17 protein-coding genes, 1 tRNA gene and 1 pseudogene are annotated in these 21,469 nt (G+C 62.3%); 15 read left to right on the top strand and 4 right to left on the bottom strand.

What is annotated here, in order from left to right; translation table 11 throughout:
- The first annotated feature begins 14 nt into the window (after positions 1 to 14).
- From P3T20_RS11785 to guaD, 8 genes are all read left to right on the top strand, one after another.
- Positions 15 to 692: a GntR family transcriptional regulator gene (locus tag P3T20_RS11785; RefSeq protein ID WP_429286952.1), complete on the top strand. Its 678-nt coding sequence runs from the start codon at positions 15 to 17 to the stop codon at positions 690 to 692.
- Between the two features lie 43 nt (positions 693 to 735).
- On the top strand, positions 736 to 2,115 hold the full coding sequence (locus tag P3T20_RS11780; protein WP_429286951.1) for an amidase: 1,380 nt from the start codon (positions 736 to 738) through the stop codon (positions 2,113 to 2,115).
- An 83-nt stretch (positions 2,116 to 2,198) separates the two neighbouring features.
- Positions 2,199 to 2,708, top strand: coding sequence for a disulfide bond formation protein B (locus P3T20_RS11775; protein WP_074263690.1), 510 nt, complete (start codon positions 2,199 to 2,201; stop codon positions 2,706 to 2,708).
- Positions 2,709 to 3,123: 415 nt separating this feature from the next.
- Positions 3,124 to 4,668 carry a xanthine dehydrogenase small subunit gene (xdhA, locus tag P3T20_RS11770; protein WP_429286950.1) on the top strand — a complete coding sequence of 515 codons (1,545 nt, stop codon included), beginning with the start codon at positions 3,124 to 3,126 and terminating at the stop codon, positions 4,666 to 4,668.
- Positions 4,668 to 7,154, top strand: coding sequence for a xanthine dehydrogenase molybdopterin binding subunit (gene xdhB / locus P3T20_RS11765; protein ID WP_429286949.1), 2,487 nt, complete (start codon positions 4,668 to 4,670; stop codon positions 7,152 to 7,154). Before xdhA ends, xdhB begins: the two co-directional genes overlap by 1 nt.
- 90 nt (positions 7,155 to 7,244) lie before the next feature.
- Positions 7,245 to 8,252 (top strand): xanthine dehydrogenase accessory protein XdhC, encoded by a 1,008-nt coding sequence (gene xdhC / locus P3T20_RS11760; RefSeq protein ID WP_074263688.1) that lies wholly within the window; start codon positions 7,245 to 7,247, stop codon positions 8,250 to 8,252.
- A gap of 85 nt (positions 8,253 to 8,337) precedes the next feature.
- Positions 8,338 to 9,384, top strand: a complete 1,047-nt coding sequence (locus P3T20_RS11755) for an adenosine deaminase (protein WP_429286948.1) — start codon at positions 8,338 to 8,340, stop codon at positions 9,382 to 9,384.
- A gap of 141 nt (positions 9,385 to 9,525) precedes the next feature.
- Positions 9,526 to 10,881, top strand: a complete 1,356-nt coding sequence (gene guaD / locus P3T20_RS11750) for a guanine deaminase (RefSeq protein WP_429286947.1) — start codon at positions 9,526 to 9,528, stop codon at positions 10,879 to 10,881.
- A gap of 31 nt (positions 10,882 to 10,912) precedes the next feature.
- Here guaD and P3T20_RS11745 read toward each other — a convergent pair.
- Both P3T20_RS11745 and P3T20_RS11740 read right to left on the bottom strand, forming a co-directional pair.
- Positions 10,913 to 10,987: pseudogene (locus P3T20_RS11745) on the bottom strand (hypothetical protein); the annotation flags it as partial.
- A 166-nt stretch (positions 10,988 to 11,153) separates the two neighbouring features.
- On the bottom strand, positions 11,154 to 11,843 hold the full coding sequence (locus tag P3T20_RS11740) for a DUF4136 domain-containing protein (protein WP_429286946.1): 690 nt from the start codon (positions 11,841 to 11,843) through the stop codon (positions 11,154 to 11,156).
- A 183-nt stretch (positions 11,844 to 12,026) separates the two neighbouring features.
- Here P3T20_RS11740 and pepN point away from each other — a divergent pair, with 183 nt between their 5' ends.
- The 5 genes from pepN to P3T20_RS11715 all read left to right on the top strand — a co-directional run bounded on the left by pepN (position 12,027) and on the right by P3T20_RS11715 (position 16,995).
- A complete protein-coding gene (gene pepN / locus P3T20_RS11735; protein WP_429286945.1) occupies positions 12,027 to 14,726 on the top strand; it encodes an aminopeptidase N in 2,700 nt (899 codons plus the stop codon).
- A gap of 191 nt (positions 14,727 to 14,917) precedes the next feature.
- Positions 14,918 to 15,199, top strand: a complete 282-nt coding sequence (locus P3T20_RS11730) for a type II toxin-antitoxin system RelE/ParE family toxin (protein WP_429286944.1) — start codon at positions 14,918 to 14,920, stop codon at positions 15,197 to 15,199.
- A gap of 17 nt (positions 15,200 to 15,216) precedes the next feature.
- Positions 15,217 to 15,672, top strand: a complete 456-nt coding sequence (locus tag P3T20_RS11725) for a HigA family addiction module antitoxin (protein WP_429286943.1) — start codon at positions 15,217 to 15,219, stop codon at positions 15,670 to 15,672.
- 175 nt (positions 15,673 to 15,847) lie between these two features.
- Entirely contained in the window at positions 15,848 to 16,864 is a 1,017-nt protein-coding gene (locus tag P3T20_RS11720; RefSeq protein ID WP_074263682.1) for a class 1 fructose-bisphosphatase, read from the top strand.
- Positions 16,865 to 16,919: 55 nt separating this feature from the next.
- Positions 16,920 to 16,995 (top strand) — tRNA-Thr (locus P3T20_RS11715).
- Positions 16,996 to 17,181: 186 nt separating this feature from the next.
- Here P3T20_RS11715 and P3T20_RS11710 read toward each other — a convergent pair.
- Positions 17,182 to 18,336 (bottom strand): acyltransferase family protein, encoded by a 1,155-nt coding sequence (locus P3T20_RS11710; protein ID WP_429286942.1) that lies wholly within the window; start codon positions 18,334 to 18,336, stop codon positions 17,182 to 17,184.
- A 210-nt stretch (positions 18,337 to 18,546) separates the two neighbouring features.
- On the opposite strand from P3T20_RS11710, the gene P3T20_RS11705 reads away from it, so the two are divergent.
- Entirely contained in the window at positions 18,547 to 19,503 is a 957-nt protein-coding gene (locus tag P3T20_RS11705; protein ID WP_429286941.1) for a hypothetical protein, read from the top strand.
- Between the two features lie 264 nt (positions 19,504 to 19,767).
- Here the strand turns inward: P3T20_RS11705 and P3T20_RS11700 are convergent, their stop codons facing one another.
- Positions 19,768 to 20,082, bottom strand: coding sequence for a DUF4148 domain-containing protein (locus tag P3T20_RS11700; protein ID WP_074263679.1), 315 nt, complete (start codon positions 20,080 to 20,082; stop codon positions 19,768 to 19,770).
- 1,140 nt (positions 20,083 to 21,222) lie between these two features.
- Between P3T20_RS11700 and P3T20_RS11695 the strand changes: the two genes are divergently transcribed.
- Positions 21,223 to 21,372 (top strand): hypothetical protein, encoded by a 150-nt coding sequence (locus tag P3T20_RS11695; RefSeq protein ID WP_166660758.1) that lies wholly within the window; start codon positions 21,223 to 21,225, stop codon positions 21,370 to 21,372.
- Positions 21,373 to 21,469 lie beyond the last annotated feature (97 nt).

Raw genomic sequence — 21,469 nt, 5'->3', positions numbered from 1 at the left:
TGCACCCTTTATTCATGACGCTTTTGCAGACTTCCCGCGCTCCCGTGACCGCCCGCCAAAACGGTGCGAGCCTCGCCGAACAGGCCTATGAATTCGTCAAGCGCGAAATCATCACCATGCGTTTGCGCCCAAGCGAAGTGCTCAACGAGGCCGAGCTGATGACGCTGACCGGCATTGGCCGCACACCCGTTCACCAGGCGCTGCACCGGCTCGTGCACGAGGGCATGCTGACGATCATGCCGCGCAAGGGCATCATGGTGCGTCCGGTCTCGCTCGACGACGTGCTCGCGATCATCGATGTGCGCCTGATCAACGAAGGCCATTGTGTTGAACTGGCGGCGCGCCACGCTCAGGCGCACGATTACGAAGTGATGGAAGCGTTACTCGAACGCTCCAAGGTGTGCGTCGCTGCGCATGACGTAGAAGGCATGATGGATATCGACCGCGAATTCCATCTGGCGATTTCGGCGGCGTCGCGTAATCCGGTGCTCGCCGATATCCTGCGTGGGCTGCATGAGCGATCGCTGCGTTTCTGGTTTATCTCGCTGTCCGAACCGCACCATCTCGAGGATGTCCACGAGGAACATCTCGAACTGTTTCGCTTGCTGCGCGAGCGTGATGCCGACGGCGCGCGCCAGTCGGTGCAGCGCCACATCGAAGCATTTCGCGCGACCCTCTTCAACCGGATTTAACCGTCAACCGCATCTGATTGCATCTCACTGGACCGGAACGACCATGCCCACTGAATTCACGCCCTTCCCGCCGCTCGCCCAGCTCGCCGCCGATCTCGCCGCGGGCCGCACCACCAGCCGCAAACTCGTCGAAACCGCGCTCGAACGCATCGCCGACCCAGCCGGCCAGGGTTCGGCCGTTTTCATGCATGTCGATGCCGACCGCGCCCGCGCCGCCGCCGACGGACACGACCGTCTGCGCGCCGCAGGCTCGGTGATGTCGCCGCTCGCGGGGATTCCGGTGTCGATCAAGGACCTGTTCGACATCGAAGGCCAGGTGACCCGCGCCGGTTCGAGCGCACTCGCCGATGCGCCGCCCGCGACCGCCGATGCGGTCGCGGTTGCTCGCCTGAAGCGGGCGGGCGCTGTGATTGTCGGACGCACGAACATGAGCGAGTTCGCGTTCTCCGGGCTCGGGCTGAATCCGCACTACGGGCATCCGCTGTCCCCGTATCAGCGTGATGTGAAAGGCGACGAGCGGGTTTCGGGAGGCTCGTCCTCCGGCGCCGCAGCGTCGGTGGCGGACGGCATGGCCGCTATTGCACTCGGCACCGACACCGGCGGGTCGATCCGCATCCCCGCCGCGCTGTGCGGGCTGACCGGCTTCAAGCCCACCGCCGACCGCATTCCCAAGCAAGGCGGCGTACCGCTTTCGCCGACGCTCGATTCATTCGGGCCGATCGGCGTCTCGGTTGCCTGCTGCGCACTGGTGGATCGCATGCTGGCGGGGCTCGAGCCGCGCATTCCGGCGGCTCGCCCGCTCGAAGGCGTGCGACTCGGCGTGCTCACCAACTATGTGACGGACGGCGTCGAGCCGGCCGTGGCCGCTGCCATCGACACAGCGCTCAAACATCTGGAAGCCGCCGGCGCGATTGTCAGCGAAGTGCGTTTTGCGCCGCTCGACCGTTTGCCGGAGATCAACCGCTTCGGCTTTCCGTCGATCGAAGCGTACGCGTGGCACCGGCCGCTGCTGGAAAAGCACCGCCAGCAATATGACCCGCGCGTGCTGACCCGTATCATGAAAGGCCAGCCGGCCAGCGCAGCCGACTATCTCGATCTGGTGGCCGAGCGCAGCGCGCTGCTGGAAGCCGCCCGCAGCACGCTGTGGCAACGCTTCGACGCGATCGTCGCGCCCACGGTGCCAGTCGTGCCGCCGCGCGTGGCCGACCTCGTGCATGACGACGATGCCTTTGCCCGCACCAACGCCTTGATCCTGCGCAATCCGAGCGCATTTAATTTCCTCGACACCTGCGCTCTCTCGCTGCCCTGCCATCCGCGCGGCGACGCGCCGGTCGGCCTCATGCTGGCGGGCGCCCCGCACGGCGACGACGCGCTGCTTGCCATTGGCCGCGCCGCCGAAGCCGTGCTCAATACGATCCGGTAGCCGGAAACCGAAGGGCGGTGTTCGCGCTAGAATCGCGGGCACCCGCTCTTTTGAGTTTTCGACTTTCGACAGCCACACGATCCATGAATAACGACAATGCAATGCTGCGCCGCGAGCGCTCCCTGCTGGTTCTGCTTGGCCTGATCTGCGTTGCCCTGGTCGGCGGCGCGCTGTACATGCAGTACGGCCTGCACGAAGACCCTTGCCCACTGTGCATTCTGCAGCGCTACTTCTTTCTCCTGATCGCGATCTTTGCGTTCCTCGGCGCGCGCTTCGACAGCTGGCGCGGCGTACGGTTACTCGAAGCGCTGGCTGCGCTGTCGGCGCTGGCCGGCATCGCGACTGCGGCACGCCATGTGTATGTGCTGGCGAATCCGGGTTTTAGCTGCGGCTTCGACGCGCTGCAACCGCTGGTCGACAGCCTGCCGCCGGCTCACTGGCTGCCGGGCGTGTTCAAGGTAGCCGGATTGTGCGAGACGGCGTATCCGCCGATCCTCGGCCTTTCGCTGCCGGAGTGGTCGCTGCTCGCCTTTTTTGTCGCGTATGTGCCGCTGGTGTTGAGCCTCATCCGAAATCGCCGCCGGATCGCCTGAGAAAACGGGGCGTGACGGACGTTAGCCCCTGCGGTGGCCCGGCCCCCTGCTGGGCCCGAACGCTCCGCTCCCGCGAAGAACTGCATACCTCGTCGTAAACACCTGGAAGCCGGAAAAGCGCCTTTTTGCTCGCGTCCGGTCCCATTCCCCCTTTTTGGCGCTCACCGCACCGCCCGCTGCGCCCAGCTCCGCGTGGCTTTGCGGCTATTCCGCCGCGGCGGCCGCTGTATTACGGGCCACGCCGCCTCCCACGCTCATGACCGTCCGCGAATAACCCGCATCACCGTGGGGAAATATTTTCGAGACGAGGTAGTGCTATCTTCGGATATGGATGGCGATCTACGTGCGCGAGGCCGGCTACGGCGCGACCCCCTGCGTAACGCGCGCCCGGTCCGCAATGTCTTTCGGATTCGCCATGACAACGCAAACCATCCGCTTCTTTTACCGTGGCGCCGTCCGTGAGGTTCAGGGCGTGCCGGCGACGCGCACCGTGCTTCAGCACCTGCGCGAAGACCTGCATTGCACGGGCACCAAGGAAGGTTGCGCGGAAGGCGACTGCGGCGCCTGCACAGTCGTGGTCGGCGAACTCGACGCCAACCGGCACCTCACGCTCAAGGCGGTCAACGCCTGCATCCAGTTTCTGCCCACGCTCGATGGCCGGGCACTCTTCAGCGTCGAAGACCTGCGCGCCGCAGACGGGGCCCTGCATCCGGTTCAGCAGGCAATGGTCGATTGTCACGGCTCGCAGTGCGGTTTTTGCACGCCCGGCTTCGTGATGTCGATGTGGGCGCTATACGAAAACCAGCCGGCAGCCGCCGGCCTGCCGACGCGCGACGAGATCAATACCGCCCTGTCGGGCAATCTGTGCCGCTGTACCGGCTACCGGCCGATCGTCGACGCTACGCAGAAGATGTTCGATTATGCGCAATATCCGCGCGTCCCGTTCGATCGCGCGGCGGTTGCCGAGGCGCTAAAGCCGCTGCAACGCCGCGATACTTTCGAATATCGTGCCGCCGATGTACGCGGCGACGCTTTCGGTACGCCACTCTTCTACGCCCCGGTCACGCTCGATGCCTTCGCTGCCTTGCGCGCCGGGCATCCGGACGCACGTCTCCTCGCCGGCAGCACGGATGTCGGGCTATGGGTCACCAAGCAGTTCCGCGACCTCGGCGACATCCTGTATCTCGGCAATGTGGCGGAACTGAAGGCCATCGAGCGCGACGCGCAGACGCTGACAATCGGCGCGGCCGTAACACTGGAAGACGCGTACGCCGCGCTGGCTGTCGATTACCCAGAACTCGCAGAACTCTGGACCCGCTTCGCGTCGCTGCCGATCCGCAACGCGGGCACGCTCGGCGGCAATGTCGCGAACGGCTCGCCGATCGGCGACTCGATGCCGGCACTTCTCGCACTTGGCGCCGAAGTCGTGCTGCGCAACGGCGCAAAAACACGCACGCTCCCGCTCGACGCTTTTTACCTCGGCTATCAGAAGACGGCGCTGGCCGCCGGCGAATTCGTCGCCGCGATCCGCGTGCCGCGACCGGCGCGGAATCTGCGCTTTCGCACCTACAAGGTCTCGAAGCGTTACGACCAGGACATCTCGGCGGTCTGCGCCGCGTTTGCATTGCAGATCAAGGACGACGTCATTGTCGAGGCGCGCCTCGCCTTCGGCGGCATGGCGGCGACCCCGAAGCGCGCCGCCCACGCTGAAGCCGCGCTGACCGGCGCGGCCTGGGACGACACGGCAACCCAACGCGCCATGGATGCGCTCGCCGCCGACTATGAGCCGCTCTCCGACATGCGTGCGTCGAGCGCCTATCGGTTGAAGGTGGCGCGCAACCTGCTGCTGCGCTTCCAACTGGAAACGCGCGATCACGCACCGCTCGCCCTGTTCGACGTCAATGCCTTCGCATTCGAAACGGGCGCTGCGGAAGTGGCGCCCGCGCAGGAGCCGCTGTGATGAACAAGCAGACCGACGCATTCATCCACCATGCCGCGGACCGGGCCGAAACCGAGACGGCTTCGATCGGCACATCCTTGCCGCACGAGTCCGCCGCGTTGCATGTCAGCGGCGAAGCCACCTATACGGACGACATCCCCGAACTCCAAGGCACGTTGCACGCAGCGCTCGGACTGTCACGCCATGCGCACGCGCGGATCGCCTCGCTCGATCTGAGCGCCGTGCGCAGCGCCCCGGGCGTAATCGCGGTGTTGAGCGCCGCCGACATTCCCGGTGAGAACAACTGCGGCCCGGTGCTGCACGACGATCCGATCCTAGCCGACGGCGAGGCGCTGTATCTCGGTCAACCGGTATTCGCAGTCATTGCCGAAAGCCACGAACTCGCCCGACGCGCCGCGACGCTGGCGAAAAGCGATGACGTGGTCCGCTATGAAGCGTTGGACGTCGTGCTCACCCCTGCCGAAGCCAAAGCGAAAAAGCAGTTCGTCCTGCCGCCCTTGCATCTGACGCGCGGCGAGCCCGCGGCGAAAATCGCCGCCGCACCGCACCAGATCCTGGGCAGTTTCGAAGTTGGTGGGCAGGAGCAGTTTTATCTCGAAGGCCAGGTCGCGTATGCCGTCCCCAAAGAGATGGACAGCATGCTGGTCTACAGTTCGACACAGCATCCGAGCGAAATGCAACAGGTGGTCGCGCATATGCTCGACTGGCCGGCGCATAGCGTCGTCTGCGAATGCCGGCGTATGGGTGGTGGCTTCGGCGGGAAGGAGTCGCAATCGGCATTATTCGCCTGCGTCGCGGCGCTCGCCGCAAAGTTGCTGCAACGTCCGGTCAAACTACGCGCCGACCGCGACGACGACTTCATGATCACCGGCAAGCGCCACGACGCCGTGTACGAATACGAAGCCGGCTTCGACGACACCGGCCGCATTCTCGGCGCACGGGTCGAAATTGCCCTGCGCGCAGGTTATTCTGCGGACCTTTCCGGCGCCGTCGCGACGCGCGCAGTGTGCCACTTCGACAACGCGTATTACCTCTCCGACGTCGACATCGTGGCGCTGTGCTGCAAGACCAACACGCAGTCGAACACCGCGTTTCGCGGCTTCGGCGGCCCGCAGGGCGCGTTGGTGATGGAAGTGATGCTCGACAGCATCGCCCGGCAGCTGAAACTCGATCCGCTCGATGTGCGGCTTGCCAATTACTACGGTGTCGGCGAGCGCGATGTCACGCCATACGGACAACGTGTCGAAGATAACGTGATTGCGCCGCTCACCGAGGAACTGCTCGCGAGCAGCGACTACCGGGCACGCCGCGCCGCGCTCGCTGCCTACAACGCAACGAGTCCCGTGCTCAAACGCGGCATCGCCTTCTCACCGGTGAAATTCGGCATCTCGTTCAACGTGCCTTTTCTCAATCAGGCCGGCGCATTGGTGCACGTCTACAAGGACGGTTCGATCCTCGTCAATCACGGCGGCACCGAAATGGGCCAGGGGCTCAACACGAAGGTGGCCCAGGTGGTCGCCAACGAACTCGGCGTGCCGCTCTCGCGGGTGCGCGCGACGGCGACCGATACGTCCAAGGTGGCCAACACCTCGGCGACAGCCGCCTCCACAGGCAGCGATCTGAACGGCAAGGCAGCCGAAGCTGCGGCGCGCACGATTCGCGAGCGGCTGGCCGCGCTGGCTGCCAGAGAACTCGGCGGCGAACCCGACGCCGTGCAGTTCAAGGACAGCATGGTGCACGCCAACGGCGTGACAATGCCGTTCGCACAACTCGTCAACATGGCGTATCTGGCGCGCGTGCAGTTGTGGTCCGACGGCTTCTATACGACACCCAAGGTGCACTGGGACGCGAAGACACTGACCGGTCATCCGTTCTACTATTTCGCGTATGGTGCGGCGGTATCGGAAGTCGTGGTGGATACGCTGACGGGCGAATGGAAGCTCGTGCGCGCCGACGTGCTGCACGACGCCGGGCAGTCGATCAATCCGGCCATCGATATCGGCCAGGTCGAAGGCGGCTTCATCCAGGGCATGGGCTGGCTGACCACTGAGGAACTCTGGTGGAACCGCGACGGTCGACTCATGACGCACGCGCCGTCGACGTACAAGATTCCGGCGGTCAGCGATACGCCCGCCGCTTTCCACGTGCAGCTTTACCGCAACGAGAATGCGGAGCCGACCGTATTCCGTTCGAAGGCCGTCGGCGAGCCACCGCTGTTGTTGCCGTTCTCGGTGTTTCTTGCGATCCGCGATGCGATTGCAGCGACGGCGCCGCAAGCGAATCATGCCCCGCCGCTGCGCGCGCCGGCGACGCCCGAGGCGATTCTCGATGCGCTGGAGGCGATGCAGCAGGCAGCGTCCGTTGTGAGCATGCCGGCGGCAGGTTCAAGCGATCCAAAGGAGCCCGAAACAGCAGCAACTTCGGTGGGCAATACAACAGCCGGCGCAGCGCCAAAGACACCGGCCAGCGTCGATACCGCAACATGAATTTTCACGCGCTGCGCGACACGATCGCACAGCGCCACGCTTAACCGGCTGCACGGACACCCCTTGCAGCCATGGATGGAGAACCGCCGGATGCAACCCTGGCTAACCGATCTGCAACAACTGCTCGCACACGGCGACGCCGCCGTGCTGGTGACGGTCGCGCGCGTCGAAGGATCGGCGCCGCGCGAAGCCGGCACCAAGATGATTGTCACGCGCGATTCGGCACGCCATACGATCGGCGGCGGCCACCTCGAATGGAAAGCCATCGAGTCCGCCCGCCAGGTCCTCAAGGAAGGCATGCGCATGTCGCATATGCGCCGGCTCGAGCGCTTCGCGCTCGGCCCGAGTCTCGGCCAATGCTGCGGCGGCGCGGTGGTGCTCGCATTCGAGCGACTGGACGTGGCCGATCTCGGCTGGATCAGCTCGCTCGCCAAGCGCGTGGCGGCCGGTCAGTCGACGGTGCGTAGCGTATCATTCGGCCCCGCGCCGGATGCGGTGATGCTGTCCGAACCTGAGCCCGGCGTCGAAAGCGCCGACTGTCTGCTGTGGGACGGCGCCGGCTTCGAGGAAAGCAGTTCGCTGCTCACCGAGACCATCGCACCGCGCGACTTCGCGGTGGTGCTGTTCGGCGCCGGACACGTCGGCGCCGCGCTCGTGCGCGTGCTTGGAACGCTGCAGTGCCACGTGCGCTGGGTGGACGAGCGCGACGCGCAGTTTCCGCCGCCCGAGTTGCTGCAGGCGTCGAACGTGACGATCGATCCGAACGATGCGCCCGACGAAGCGATCGACCAGGCCGCACCGCAGACGTACTTCATCGTGATGACGCACAACCATACGCTCGACCTTGAGCTCGCCGAGCGCATCTTGCGGCGCGGTGACTTCGCGTTCTTCGGCATGATCGGCTCGCACTCCAAGCGCAAGCAGTTCGAACACCGGCTCGCCGCCCGCGGCATCGATCCTGCGCAGATTGCGCGGATGAAATGCCCGCTTGGCGTAGATGGCATCGACGACAAGTCGCCGGAGATCATCGCGATTTCCGCGGCCGCGCAAGTATTGCAGGCAGTCGAAGCGAACGCGCACGCTACCCAGGCGGCGTGACCGCTCAGCGCCTTGCGGTACACATCCGGTAAAGCCCAACTTCTCGCACGCCAGACCATTAAATCGAACCACTAAAGAAACCAGTATGAATACGCCCACCGCTCTCACTCTCGCCGACAAAGTGGCAGCCGCGCCGAAGGCCGAACTGCATATCCATATCGAAGGCTCACTGGAACCCGAGCTGATTTTCAAGCTCGCCGAACGCAACGGCGTGACGCTCGCCTACGATTCGATCGAAGCATTGCGCAGGGCGTATGCGTTTACCGATCTGCAATCGTTCCTCGACATCTACTACGCCGGTGCGAGCGTGCTGCTGCACGAGCAGGATTTCTACGACATGACGATGGCCTACGTCGAGCGCTCGCTCGCCGACAACGTCATCCACACCGAGATTTTCTTCGACCCGCAGACGCACACCGAACGGGGCGTGTCGATCGCCACCGTCGTGGCCGGCATCGAGCGTGCGCTCGCCGACGCGGAAAAGCGCGGCCTCACGAGCAAGCTGATCCTGTGTTTCCTGCGCCACCTCTCCGAGGAAGACGCGCTTGCCACCTTCGACGAAGCGTTGCCGTTGTTTGACCAGTACAAGCATCGGCTGATCGGCGTCGGTCTCGATTCGTCCGAGCGCGGCCATCCGCCGTCGAAGTTCGAGCGTGTGTTTGCGAAGGCGCGGGCCAAGGGTCTGAAGCTCGTTGCACATGCAGGTGAGGAAGGACCGCCGTCGTATATCTATGAAGCGCTGGATCTGCTCAAGGTGGACCGCGTCGACCATGGCGTGCGCAGCATCGAAGACCCGGCGCTCGTCACGCGGCTGGCCGACACGCGCGTCGCACTGACGGTGTGCCCGCTGTCGAACCTCAAGCTGTGCGTGTTCGACGATCTGACCAAACACACGCTGAAGGCACTGCTCGACAAGGGCGTCGCCGTCACCGTGAATTCCGACGATCCGGCTTACTTTGGCGGCTACGTCAATGCGAACTACCTCGCCACCATCGATGCGCTCAAGCTCACCGATGCCGAGGTCTACACGATCATCCGCAACAGCTTCGAGGCGGCGTTCGTCACGCCCACGGAACGCGATGCGTTGATCGCGAAACTCGACGCGCACTGGCACGCCGCTGACGCGGACTGACCAGCGCGGTATGGAGCGCGAGCAGCAGGAGAAGCGGCGCTAGCGCGCCGCACCTGCGCCTCGCCTCTTCCGCTTTGTTTGCGGCGTCATTTACCGCCAATTTATCGCTTCATATTCCATACAACGGAGACGGCTTTCCCCATGAATCACTCGGCTCAAGCGGCCCAAACCGCATTCCGCGCGCAACTGCTGACCTTCAACGGCGACCCTGCGCAATCGTCCAACGCAGCGGTCTTCAACGAAGACGGCCTGCTGATCGTGGAAGACGGCCACGTCGTCGCAGCGGGCGCGTATGCAGCGCTGTCGTCCCAGCTCGCCCCCGGCACGCAGGTGCAGGACATGCGCGACAAGCTTATCGTGCCTGGCTTTATCGACACGCACATTCACTATCCGCAGACGGACATGATCGCCTCGCCCGCGCCCGGCCTTCTGCCGTGGCTCGATACGTACACCTTCCCGACAGAGCGCCGCTTCGCGGATCCGGCCTACGCTCAGGACACAGCCAGTTTCTTCGTCGAAGAACTGCTCGCCTGCGGCACGACCACGGCGCTCGTGTATTGCACGGTGCACAAGGAGTCCGCAGATGCGCTTTTCACCGAAAGCGAGGCCCGCAACCTGCGCATGGTGGCGGGCAAGGTGCTGATGGATCGCAACTGCCCCGAGTTCCTGCGTGACACCGCGCAGTCGGGCTACGACGACAGCGCCGAGTTGATTAGCCGCTGGCATAACCGTGGCCGCCAGATGTATGCGCTGACGCCGCGCTTCGCACCGACCTCGACTGAGGCCCAACTCGAAGCGTGCGGTGTGCTCGCGCGCGAGCATGCGGATATTTTCATCCAGAGCCACGTCGCCGAAAACACCGACGAGGTGAAATGGGTCGCCGATCTGTTCCCCGGCCATCGCAGCTATCTGGACATTTACGATCACTACGGCCTGCTGCGCCGCCGTGCCGTGTATGGCCACTGCATCCACCTCGACGCGGAAGACCGTAAGCGGATGGCGCAGACTGGCACGGTCGCCTCGCATTGCCCGACCTCGAACCTGTTCCTCGGCAGCGGTCTGTTCGACTTCGACAAGGCCGCCGAAGCCGGCATGCCGGTCGCACTCGCGACCGACGTCGGCGGCGGCACGTCGTTCTCGATGCTGCAGACGATGAACGAAGCGCACAAGGTGGCGCGTCTCACCGGCCATCATCTGACCGCCACGCGGATGTTCTGGCTCGCCACGGCAGGTGCCGCCGAAGCGCTTGACCTGGCGGACAAGGTCGGCACGCTGGCGCCGAAGTCGGAAGCGGATTTCATCGTGCTCGATCCGCAGGCGACGCCGCTGCTGGCGCGCCGCACCGGGCGCACCGAGTCGCTCGAAGAACTGCTGTTCGCCTTCGCGCTGCTCGGCGACGACCGCGCGATCTTTGAAACCTACGCTGCCGGCAAGCGCGTGCATCAACGCGAAGCGCCGCGGCAACATACCGCGCGCAAGACGAAGATCGCTGCGTAAACCTGGCTCGACGCGCTCGGCGTTCGGCTCCCGACATCACGAGCACCGCGGCGGCGCCGTCGCTCAGGCCCGACGCGTTAGCTGCCGTCACCGTGCATTCCTTCGAGCGTTCTGAGCCACCACGGTCTGCAAGCCAGGTAGTTAGCGCCGCGAGTTTCGAACGTTACGACGCAAAACGGCCCGGCAGGTTCACCCCGCCGGGCCGTTTTGCTTGCGCGTCTGTCGCATCTTGCTAGCCGAAGGCCAGCAGGCTCCCCGCTCGCTGCGTGCTCTTACTGCACGACTGTCGGAGCCGCAACCGGCGAACCCGGCGCCGGCGCACCGGCCGCCTCGTTCGACATCCCCGCATTCTTGTCGACCGGCAACTTGACGGTGCGCACCGCGCCATTGCTCAACGGGAAATCCGCCAGCGCACTACGCGCGAGATACGGCATGGCACGCACCAGCGACGCCTCGTCGCCCGCGTTGCGCGCCAGTACGTTGTAGACCTCCTTGCCAGTCGCGCGGTCCGTGATGCGGACGCCGAGCGTATGTGTAAACACGGGGTAAGTGGAAGTCACATAGGCGGGAGGAAACGCTCCGAACGGGCCCCACGGGTCGATCGGACGGCCCCAGTAAGGTCCCGGCCACGGGCTGCTGTAAAACACCGGCTCGGTCACGCTGACGGCCTGGCTCTTGGTGCCGTACGAGAGGCCAACCAGATAATGAGCCTGCTGTGCGTCGACCTGCCTGAACGCGCGCACGGCCAGCTCATTGGCCACCAGCACCTCGTAGGTCTGCTGTTCCAGGCTGTTCTGCTGCGCGGGGCCACGCGTGAACGCATAAGTACGGCTCGCGTCGCTGCCGCTCCAGTCGGAGAACGCTGTCACCTGGGTGGTCACATAGCTGGTGCAGCCGGAGAGCAGTGCCGTCAGCGCCACCAGCATCAGCATGACGCGCCCGGTCCAACGGTCTGATTTCATGGTCATCCTCATCCTTACGAGTAATCGCCGCACGCAAGCGCGGCGGCCCGATCATACGCTGACCTGGCCCCGAGACAAAAAGTTCGACCCGCAGAGCGGCCCGAGCTTTCTTTGTACAATGGCTGACATACCGGTGCGTACTGGATGCGCCGCCGGCTCAATATCTTATTCTTACAAACCGCCATGGCTGATACCGCAACGCCCCCTGTGATCCGTCGCGCCGACTACGCGCCGCCCGCCTTCCTGATCGATACCGTGGCACTTGAGTTCGATCTCGTGCCCGAACGCACAGTCGTCAAAAACACGATGCGCCTGCGCCGCAATCCGGACGCCGCGCACGCGACACATCTCGAACTGATCGGCGAACGACTCGAGTTCGTCAGCGCGGCCATCGACGGCGCGCCATATACCGCGGTGCGTCCGGCGGAACACGGGCTGACCGTCGAGAACGTACCGGACAGCTTCGAACTGACGATCACGAGCATCTGCAAACCCGTTGAAAACACTACGCTCTCGGGCCTGTACGTGTCCAGCGGCAACTTCTTTACCCAGTGCGAGGCAGAGGGCTTTCACGGCATTACCTATTTCCTCGACCGGCCGGACGTGATGGCGACCTACACGGTCACGCTGCGCGCGGACAAGTCTGCGTATCCGGTGCTGCTGTCGAACGGCAATCTGCTCGAGGAAGGCGATCTGCCCGACGGCCGCCATTTCGCCCGCTGGGAAGATCCGTTCCGCAAGCCCTGCTACCTGTTCGCACTGGTAGCAGGCAAGCTGGTGTGCATCGAAGAACGCGTGAAGAGCGGCTCCGGCGCAGAGAAATTGCTGCAGGTGTGGGTCGAACCGCACGACCTGGACAAGACCCGTCACGCCATGGATTCGCTGATCCATTCGATCCGCTGGGACGAAGAGCGCTTCGGGCTGGAACTCGACCTGGACCGCTTCATGATCGTCGCCGTGAGCGACTTCAACATGGGCGCGATGGAGAACAAAGGGCTCAACATCTTCAACACGAAGTACGTGCTGGCGAACCCGGAAACCGCGACCGACACCGACTTCGCCAACATCGAAGCGGTGGTGGGCCACGAGTACTTCCACAACTGGACCGGCAACCGTGTGACCTGCCGCGACTGGTTCCAGTTGAGCCTGAAGGAAGGCCTGACGGTGTTCCGCGACCAGGAGTTCTCGGCAGACATGGCGGGCGGTCACAACGGTCACGACGAAGCCGCGCGCGCCACCAAGCGCATCGAAGACGTGCGCGTGCTGCGCCAGATGCAGTTCGCCGAAGACGCGGGTCCGATGGCGCATCCGGTACGCCCGGAAAGCTACGTCGAGATCAACAACTTCTACACGATGACGGTGTACGAGAAGGGCTCGGAAGTCGTGCGGATGTATCAGACGCTGTTCGGCCGCGATGGCTTCCGCAAGGGCATGGACCTGTACTTCAAGCGCCACGACGGCCAGGCCGTGACCTGCGACGACTTCCGTCATGCGATGGCGGACGCGAACGGGCGCGACCTTGCCCAATTCGAACGCTGGTATAGCCAGGCCGGCACGCCGCGTGTGGCTGTCAAGACTGCGTACGACGCTGCGGCTCGCACCTACCGCGTGACGCTCACGCAAGGCTACGGCGACGCTGCGCCGGCCGCCCGCGAGACGCAAAAGGGTGCGCTGCTGATCCCGTTTGCGATCGGCCTGATCGGCAAGGACGGTGCGGATCTGCCGCTGCGGCTCGAGGGCGAAGCGAGCGCGGCGCCGGGCACTACGCGTGTCCTCGAATTTACCGAGACCGAGCAGACCTTCACGTTCGTCGATGTGGCCGAAAAGCCGCTGCCTTCGCTGCTGCGCAATTTCTCGGCACCGGTGATTGTCGAATACGACTATAAGGCCGACGAACTCGCCTTCCTGCTCGCCCACGACAGCGACCCTTTCAACCGCTGGGAAGCCGGTCAGCGACTGGCGACGCGCGAGTTGCTCGCGCTAGCCGGGCGTGCCGCGACCGGCGCGCCGTTGCAACTAGACGATTCGATCGTCGCCGCGTTCGCACGCGTGCTGACCGACGAATCGCTCTCGCCGGCGTTCCGTGAGCTGGCGCTGATTCTGCCATCCGAAGCGTATCTGGCCGAGCAGATGTCCGAGTCGAATCCGGCTGCAGTGCATGCTGCCCGCCAGTTCGTACGCAAGCGCCTCGCCACGGCGCTCAGGAACGAATGGCTCGCGGTGTACGAACAGCACCATACGCCGGGCGAGTACGAAGCCACGCCGAAGGCAAGCGGACATCGTGCGTTGAAGAATCTTGCGCTGTCCTATCTTGCCGAACTGGACGATCCGGCCGAAGCCGTGCGCCTCGCCTCGGCGCAGTATGCCGCTGCAAATAACATGACCGATCGCTCGGCCGCGCTGTCCGCGTTGCTCAACGCTGCAGCGGCCGGCGGCGGCACGCAGGCGCAGGAAGCGCTCGACGACTTCTATCGCCGCTTCGAGAAGGAACCGCTTGTCATCGACAAGTGGTTCGCCCTGCAGGCCACCCAGCGCGGCAACGCACAACGTCCGGTGATCGAGATCGTGCGCAAGCTGATGACTCATCCGGCGTTCACGTTGAAAAATCCGAACCGCGCCCGCTCGCTGATTTTCAGTTTCTGCGCGGCCAACCCGGCACAGTTCCACGCCGAAGACAGCTCGGGTTACGCGTTCTGGGCCGAGCAGGTCATCGCGCTCGACGCGCTGAATCCGCAGGTCGCCGCGCGCCTCGCCCGCTCGCTCGAACTGTGGCGTCGCTTCACGCCGAAGTTGCGCGACGGCATGCGCGCAGCCCTGGAGAAAGTAGCGGCACAGGTGAAATCGCGCGACGTGCGCGAGATCGTTGAGAAGGCGCTCGCCTGATCTGCCTGGGTACTTTCAGGCAGGAGAAAGCCGGCACATGTGGCCGGCTTTTTTTCGTCCGCAAAGTCCGTAGGAGTTGGTCCTACACAGACGTTGGCCATTCGGACGACTGTTTTTGTTGGGCCGCCGGGGTGAAAGTAAACCCGTTCATTTAACGGTTTACGTTTAACGCGAGGCGTTATATCATCCCTATGATTACGACATTCGGCAACAAGGCTACAGCACTGTTATTTAGAGGCGGCTTCGTCCGTTCGTTACCCACGCAAATTCAGTCCGCCGCGCATCGCAAGCTGCTCATGATCGACGCCGCGGTTTCGGTTGAAGACCTGTACACGCCGCCCGGCAATCGGCTGGAGGCGCTGCAAGGGCTACGCAGCGGGCAATGGAGCATCCGCATCAACGCGCAGTGGCGCATCTGCTTCCACTTCGTGGATGGCGAGGCGCTGAATGTCGAGGTCGTCGATTATCACTGATTGATTGGGAGACCAGCATGGTCATCAAACGCTCCGAGCTGGAAAGCACCGACTTTTCGGACATCGAAACTGGCGAGCAAATCGCGTCTGTCCATCCGGGCGAGATCCTGCGCATCGAGTTTCTCGATCCGCTCGGCATGTCGGTCAACGCTCTGGCAAAAGCGCTGCGTGTGCCTACGCCGCGCATCAACGACGTGGTGCTCGGCAAGCGCGCAATCTCGGCAGATACCGCGCTGCGGCTTGGCCGTTATTTCGGCGCAAGCGCGCAGTTCTGGCTCAATCTGCAAATCGCCTACGACCTGCGCATCGCCACTGAGGCAGCCGGCGAGCAGATCGCCAACGAGATCGAACCGCTCGCCCGCGCACGGAGGCCGAAACTGCCGGGTATGCCGCGTGGCCACGCACGCGCGGTCAGCCACGCCGCCAGCATGGTCAGCAACGTTGCCGCTGTGAAGGCAGCGCGCAAAGCCTGAGATTCGGGGTCGACGCCAGCACTCCCTCGCCTTTCCGGACCGGCTGGGCGCCTGCTACCGCGGTGGTGTGTGCTGGTGCAGCACGTGCATTCCGCCTCAAATTTTTCTGTGGCACAGGAAAGACACAGCGAGCGGGTAAAATCACGGGATTCCTTCGCCTTACCGGAGTACTGCAATGGCTTTGCAACGTCGTACCACTCTCACGAAGTATCTGATCGAGCAGCAGCGCGAAACCAACAACCTGCCGGCAGATCTACGCCTGCTGATCGAAGTCGTCGCACGGGCTTGCAAGGCGATCAGCTACCACGTCAGCAAGGGCGCGCTGGGCGACGCGCTCGGCACCGCCGGCAGCGAGAACGTCCAGGGCGAGGTGCAGAAAAATCTCGACATCCTGTCGAACGAAATCCTGCTTGAAGCGAACGAATGGGGCGGCAATCTGGCCGGCATGGCGTCCGAAGAAATGGAGAAGTTCTCGCCAATTCCGGCCAACTATCCGAAGGGCGAATATCTGCTGGTGTTCGATCCGCTGGATGGCTCGTCGAACATCGACGTGAACGTGTCGATCGGCACTATCTTCTCGGTGTTGCGCTGCCCGGACGGCCAGCAGCCGACTGAACAGTCGTTCCTGCAACCAGGCACGCAGCAGGTCGCCGCCGGCTACGCCGTCTACGGTCCGCAAACCGTGCTGGTGCTGACCACCGGCAACGGCGTGAACTGCTTTACGCTCGACCGCGAGCTGGGTTCGTGGGTACTCACGCAAAGCGACATGACCATTCCGGTCGAAACGCGTGAATACGCGATCAACGCGTCGAACGAGCGCCACTGGTACCCGGCTGTCCATCAGTACATCGATGAACTGAAGGCCGGCAAGGACGGCTCGCGTCAGGAAGACTTCAATATGCGCTGGATCGCATCGATGGTCGCCGATGTGCACCGTATCCTGAATCGCGGCGGCATCTTCATGTACCCGGCGGACAAGCGCTCCCCGGACAAGCCAGGCAAGCTGCGCCTGATGTACGAGGCCAATCCGATGGCGTTCATCGTCGAACAGGCAGGCGGCGCGGCAACCAACGGCGAGAAGCGCATTCTGGATATTGTTCCGAAAAGCCTGCACGAACGGGTGGCCGTGTTCCTCGGCTCGAAGAACGAGGTAGACCGCGTAACCCGCTACCATCTCGAAACAAAAAGTTGAACCCGGGGGCTTGCCAAGGCGTCAATAAAGTCCCTATAATCTCGTTTCTCCTGATGCCGGAATAGCTCAGACGGTAGAGCAGCGCATTCGTAATGCGAAGGTCGGGGGTTCGATTCCTCTTTCCGGCACCAACAGATTCAAGCACTTAGCCCAGTCATTGCGACTGGGCTTTTTGCTTTCTGGGGCGCACGTAACCGCTATGCAGCCAGATTCAGTCAACCAGCACAAGCCACGCAGGCCCAACCTTACGCCATAGACAATTGAACTGACCGGTCGAAATTCGCGTGGTCGTTGATTCGCGCTGGGACAATATCTGTTCAATGCACGCGCCGCCATCGGCGGAGGCGATTTTCCTTCCCTATGCCACCTATCCAGGGATATTCGACGAAACGATATGTGAGGGCGGATAAGGTGACGGTCGCCAGCACGACGGGGACGGCAAGCGCCCAATAACGTACGGGCGACAAGCCCGCGACCGCCGTGTAGTGGTTGACCATACGGGAAACGAGATACAACACCCAGTTATGGAGCAGGTAGACGCTGTAACTGAGGAGGCCCAGAAGCCGCGCGGGACGACAGGTTAGCAACCCGAATAGTGAATTGCCTGCTGCGAAAATAAGAAAAGGAACAAAGAGCAATGCGGCGGCGAGCGGCGAATACGTGAGCGGTTGATACAGCGCGGTAGTGGCGATGCAGGCAAGCGCAACGAACGAGCCCGTTGGTCCCACACTCAATTCCTGCACGGCCTTAACGCGGACAAAATAGGCCGCGACGCATCCACCAATGAAAAACCACTCGATCTGAGTCGCTGAAAATAGCGCTATGCACAGTCCTGCGCCAACAGCCACAGCCCACGCGCGACTAACAGAAGCGATGGCGGCCGCGAACGGCAGGATCAGATAGAACCTCCACTCGTATACGAGCGACCAAAAGACCGTGTTTATCAGACTGGTCTGCTTGAGCCCATTGATGTCGGGCATGCCAGGTATGGTGAATAGCAACCAGGACGTTATCTGCGAGACCAGATCGGCAAGCGGCGCTGAAATGCGAAAATGTGTCAGCGCCAAAGCAGTGGCAATGAGAAGTCCCGCACTCGCAAGGTACATCGGCACGAGACGACGGACACGAGACACATAAAGCTTCAAGGTGTCGATCCTGCCGTCGCCTTCGATAACTCGCCCCCAGAAAAGGAGCGCTGTGATCATGAAGAAGAAGGCGACGGAACCGCGTCCAACAAAAGTGTTTAATCGCGACGGCGTCAACTCCCAAGTTCCCGTCCGATAGAACTGCTCGTTAATCACGACGTGGTGCAACAAAACGCCCAATGCCAGATAACCGCGCAGGCCGTCGATCGCATGAAATCTGTTGGCGGAGATTTCCCCCTCTACCACGGACTTGAAGAAGCCGAAGCGGACCAAACAGGCTGCAACCGCGAACGCTATGGCGATGACGAGGGCAGCGCCAGATGCCAAAGAAAGGCCGCCTATTTGCATGGGGTTGTATAGGGAAAGCCTCAATTATAGCGATGAGACGCCTCTCGGCGAGGACGCGAAAGTGACACTCGGGTAGCTTCCCCATCCCGCACGGCTGTCAGATTCAGTAAGAAGCCGGCGTCGTCGACCGCATTTCAGATCCGTACAATCGCCTCAGAATAGAACTCGGGCGGCTACCAGGTGAGAGAGATGCGAGCAGACATCCGGCTTTGTTTTCGATTTTTTCTATCCCTGCCGGTCCTCGGCGCGATCTGCTTAGGTGGCGCCCAATCCGCGCATGCGAATTGCGTTTCCAGCAGCGCCAGTCAGCCTCTTGATCTCACGCTTCCTTCGACGAATATCGCTGTCTCGCCAAGCCTGCCAGTAGGTGCGACGATCGGGTCGGTGCGCGTCGCGGCGTCACAAGATATTCCATTTGTCTGCAGCGGGGCATCGAACACGCGCGAGGCCCAGTTGGCGATGGCGCCGGCTCCTGTGGCCGATTTCGCGGGCGTATATAGCACCAACATCGCTGGCGTCGGCATGCGTATCACCGCCAGCGGCGGAAATTTTGCCGGCATAGACGACGGCCCGCGCCTGGCCCCTTACAAAGTCCCCCTGCCGAAAGACGCGAAACACTTAACCGGCTTCGCGCTCCAGGTCGACTTTGTCAAGACGGGCCAGGTTCAGAACGGGACCTTGGCTGCGGGCAAGCTCGTGACCGTGCTAGTCGGCGGAACCGAGTTCGTTGACGTTGCGATCCCGAGCGACACAGTCGTGTTTGCGGCGAATCAGTGCGACGCAGTGCATGTAGGAGGCGCGGTCGGAATGGGCGTCAGCAACATGGGCGCATTTACGAACGAAACCATCGCCGTCGGCCTCGGCTGCAATCCTTCAATCGGCGTGCTGGTGCAGGTGAATCAGGGCTATGTCTACGGCAGCACGCCGCGCTGGGATCATGAGGATACCTACAAAAAGGTCGCAGCCGATCCGCGCGGCGTCTATGCTCGCCGAGCTGCCCGGGGCTTGCCGAATCCGGATTCAATCGATGCCAGTGGCACCAGCTTCAACTCAGGCGCATTCGACGCGAGTACATCCGGCTCGGGCTCTTTCAGCGCAGGTTCGCCCGGTGGAAATACGTTTGGCGGAAGTGTCATGCGCCGCTGAATCATCCACTACAGTCACGATTGCCACGACCGACAGCGCGACGTCAGGACACAAAAAAACCCGCCGGTGCAACGGCGGGTTTGACAAGGGAGATATGTCCATGAAAGCACCTCTCGCTAGAGGCAACTTCAGTGTAGGACGCACAACCTCGCTTTAGGTTTCGATGTCACTTACACGTTTTACGAACCATTTCCAACGAAACCTGCTGGGGTGGGCAGACGTCACCGTCCGGCCCAGACCCCAGAACAACGTCACTACAGTGATTTAGTGACCGGCGTAAATCGAGCGTTGGCCTGTGAATGTCGAGACTGCAGCAGCGCCCGATTCCGACGAACCGCTAACCACACCACCAACACCGCTCGTCGAACCATTCTCTGCAGCAACGCGCGCCTCTGCAGCCTGCAGGTCAGCCGGGTAAGTGGCATTGTCAGCCGACGCTGGGTTATAGCCGGCCTTTTCAAGTTGAACCAGTTGACTGCGCACCTCTGCACGGGTCACAGGTTGGTTCGATTGAGCGAATGAAGCGACCGGAGCGGAAAGAACGACAGCGATGGCAACAGCCTTGATGATCGAGTTCATGATTAAACCTCCAGAATTTGTTTTACACAGCGCCGCAGACAGGTTTGTGTGCAGCAGGTGAATACAGTCTAAGAGTCGATAAACCCAGGGTAAATACCTAAGTTTCGAAATCACTTTTCTCGCAAATCTGACAATCGTGAGCGCGTGTCAAAACATGCTGCTCAAACTGCTTCACCCCGGACGCTTCGGCGAAACACATAGATGCGCGCCACACGACGGATAGCGCGGACGTTTAAGGCACACAAACTGCTATGCTTTCGTCTCTAACTCTCGGGAGATGTATCTATGAAGAAGATCGGCGCGACAATCCTCGTTGCAGTGACAACGCTATGCGCGGCAATGCCGGCGTTCGCTGACTATGACCATCACCATCATTGTCATTGGGTCTGGCATCACCACCATCGAGTGCACGTCTGCCGCTGACGTAGAGGGCGACGGAAACTCTCCGTCTATCCGCCCCGCTTTCGCTCACACAACGGGCCTGCAAGAAGGTCATTCACGTCGTACAGCTTGAGCTGGTCGCGTACACCCGGGCATTGCCCATTCCACGGCATCACATCTGACCCACGCACACCGCCTCCAAACGGACGCGGTGTGCTTTCGTCATTTCATATGCATACGTAAAAGAACGTCAAAGACGTCAACGAAATCACGTAACCCGTCGTTAACAAAAAATGAGGGATGGTTGAAACAATCGGTGACGTTTCCTGGCGTATGTGCACTGCAGCGAATCCGATCGCTTAAAGGCCTCGATAACCATTCTGCGTGACAGACACCTTTACGCCGTTTCTGCGGTAAAGGCTACGTAACGCTAAAGGGCCCGGTCGGAAATACGCGAAAAACGACGACACACGCAGGCGCTGCAATGCAGCAATGAGAAAGCTCGGACATAGCAGGGCGACGTCGTCGCCAGTGAGCAGTGGCAGGCGGTACAAGGCCGTGCAGGGCGGCAGATTCAAATAAGCGCGACCGTTCGTAAAAATGCAGCGCAGGCCTTAAATTTTATTCAAACGAGTTCAAGCAAAGTGATGCTGTGCCGTTAAAGCAACAGACAAGCGTTGAAAAACAGTGTTAACGCTTTGCGGCACTAGTGCAGATTGGGGACCGCGGCAGATAATCAGTTGGTACAGGAGAAAAATCATGGATGCCAAACCGCCCAAGATTCCGACCCCGGATAAAGTCTTTAGTCCGGATCCGGAACCTGCTGGCGTTGAGTTCCTGGGCGCCGAACTGCCTGAGCATGTTCGCGCGTTCTTCGACGAACAACGCAAGTCGTGCGAGCCGAAGTAAGAGTTAGCTGGCGCGCTGCAGCATCGGGGACACGCACACCGTGCGTGACTGGCGAGTGCACGCGCGCACATTTTGCAGGCCGCAGCAGGTTGTATTG

It is taken from the genome of Paraburkholderia sp. GAS206C (genome assembly GCF_050435645.1).
Classification (GTDB): Bacteria; Pseudomonadota; Gammaproteobacteria; order Burkholderiales; family Burkholderiaceae; genus Paraburkholderia; species Paraburkholderia phenazinium_B.
The sequence above is the reverse complement of the archived record's forward strand: the minus strand, read 5'-3'. Positions and strand labels throughout refer to the sequence as shown.

Excerpts from the sequence above, each read along its gene's own strand:
- P3T20_RS11785 (WP_429286952.1), top strand. The coding sequence starts at position 15 with ATGACGCTTTTGCAGACTTCCCGCGCTCCCGTGACCGCCCGCCAAAAC.
- P3T20_RS11780 (WP_429286951.1), top strand. The coding sequence starts at position 736 with ATGCCCACTGAATTCACGCCCTTCCCGCCGCTCGCCCAGCTCGCCGCC.
- P3T20_RS11775 (WP_074263690.1), top strand. The coding sequence starts at position 2,199 with ATGAATAACGACAATGCAATGCTGCGCCGCGAGCGCTCCCTGCTGGTT.
- xdhA (WP_429286950.1), top strand. The coding sequence starts at position 3,124 with ATGACAACGCAAACCATCCGCTTCTTTTACCGTGGCGCCGTCCGTGAG.
- xdhB (WP_429286949.1), top strand. The coding sequence starts at position 4,668 with ATGAACAAGCAGACCGACGCATTCATCCACCATGCCGCGGACCGGGCC.
- xdhC (WP_074263688.1), top strand. The coding sequence starts at position 7,245 with ATGCAACCCTGGCTAACCGATCTGCAACAACTGCTCGCACACGGCGAC.
- P3T20_RS11755 (WP_429286948.1), top strand. The coding sequence starts at position 8,338 with ATGAATACGCCCACCGCTCTCACTCTCGCCGACAAAGTGGCAGCCGCG.
- guaD (WP_429286947.1), top strand. The coding sequence starts at position 9,526 with ATGAATCACTCGGCTCAAGCGGCCCAAACCGCATTCCGCGCGCAACTG.
- P3T20_RS11740 (WP_429286946.1), bottom strand. The coding sequence starts at position 11,843 with ATGAAATCAGACCGTTGGACCGGGCGCGTCATGCTGATGCTGGTGGCG.
- pepN (WP_429286945.1), top strand. The coding sequence starts at position 12,027 with ATGGCTGATACCGCAACGCCCCCTGTGATCCGTCGCGCCGACTACGCG.
- P3T20_RS11730 (WP_429286944.1), top strand. The coding sequence starts at position 14,918 with ATGATTACGACATTCGGCAACAAGGCTACAGCACTGTTATTTAGAGGC.
- P3T20_RS11725 (WP_429286943.1), top strand. The coding sequence starts at position 15,217 with ATGGTCATCAAACGCTCCGAGCTGGAAAGCACCGACTTTTCGGACATC.
- P3T20_RS11720 (WP_074263682.1), top strand. The coding sequence starts at position 15,848 with ATGGCTTTGCAACGTCGTACCACTCTCACGAAGTATCTGATCGAGCAG.
- P3T20_RS11705 (WP_429286941.1), top strand. The coding sequence starts at position 18,547 with ATGCGAGCAGACATCCGGCTTTGTTTTCGATTTTTTCTATCCCTGCCG.
- P3T20_RS11700 (WP_074263679.1), bottom strand. The coding sequence starts at position 20,082 with ATGAACTCGATCATCAAGGCTGTTGCCATCGCTGTCGTTCTTTCCGCT.
- P3T20_RS11695 (WP_166660758.1), top strand. The coding sequence starts at position 21,223 with ATGGATGCCAAACCGCCCAAGATTCCGACCCCGGATAAAGTCTTTAGT.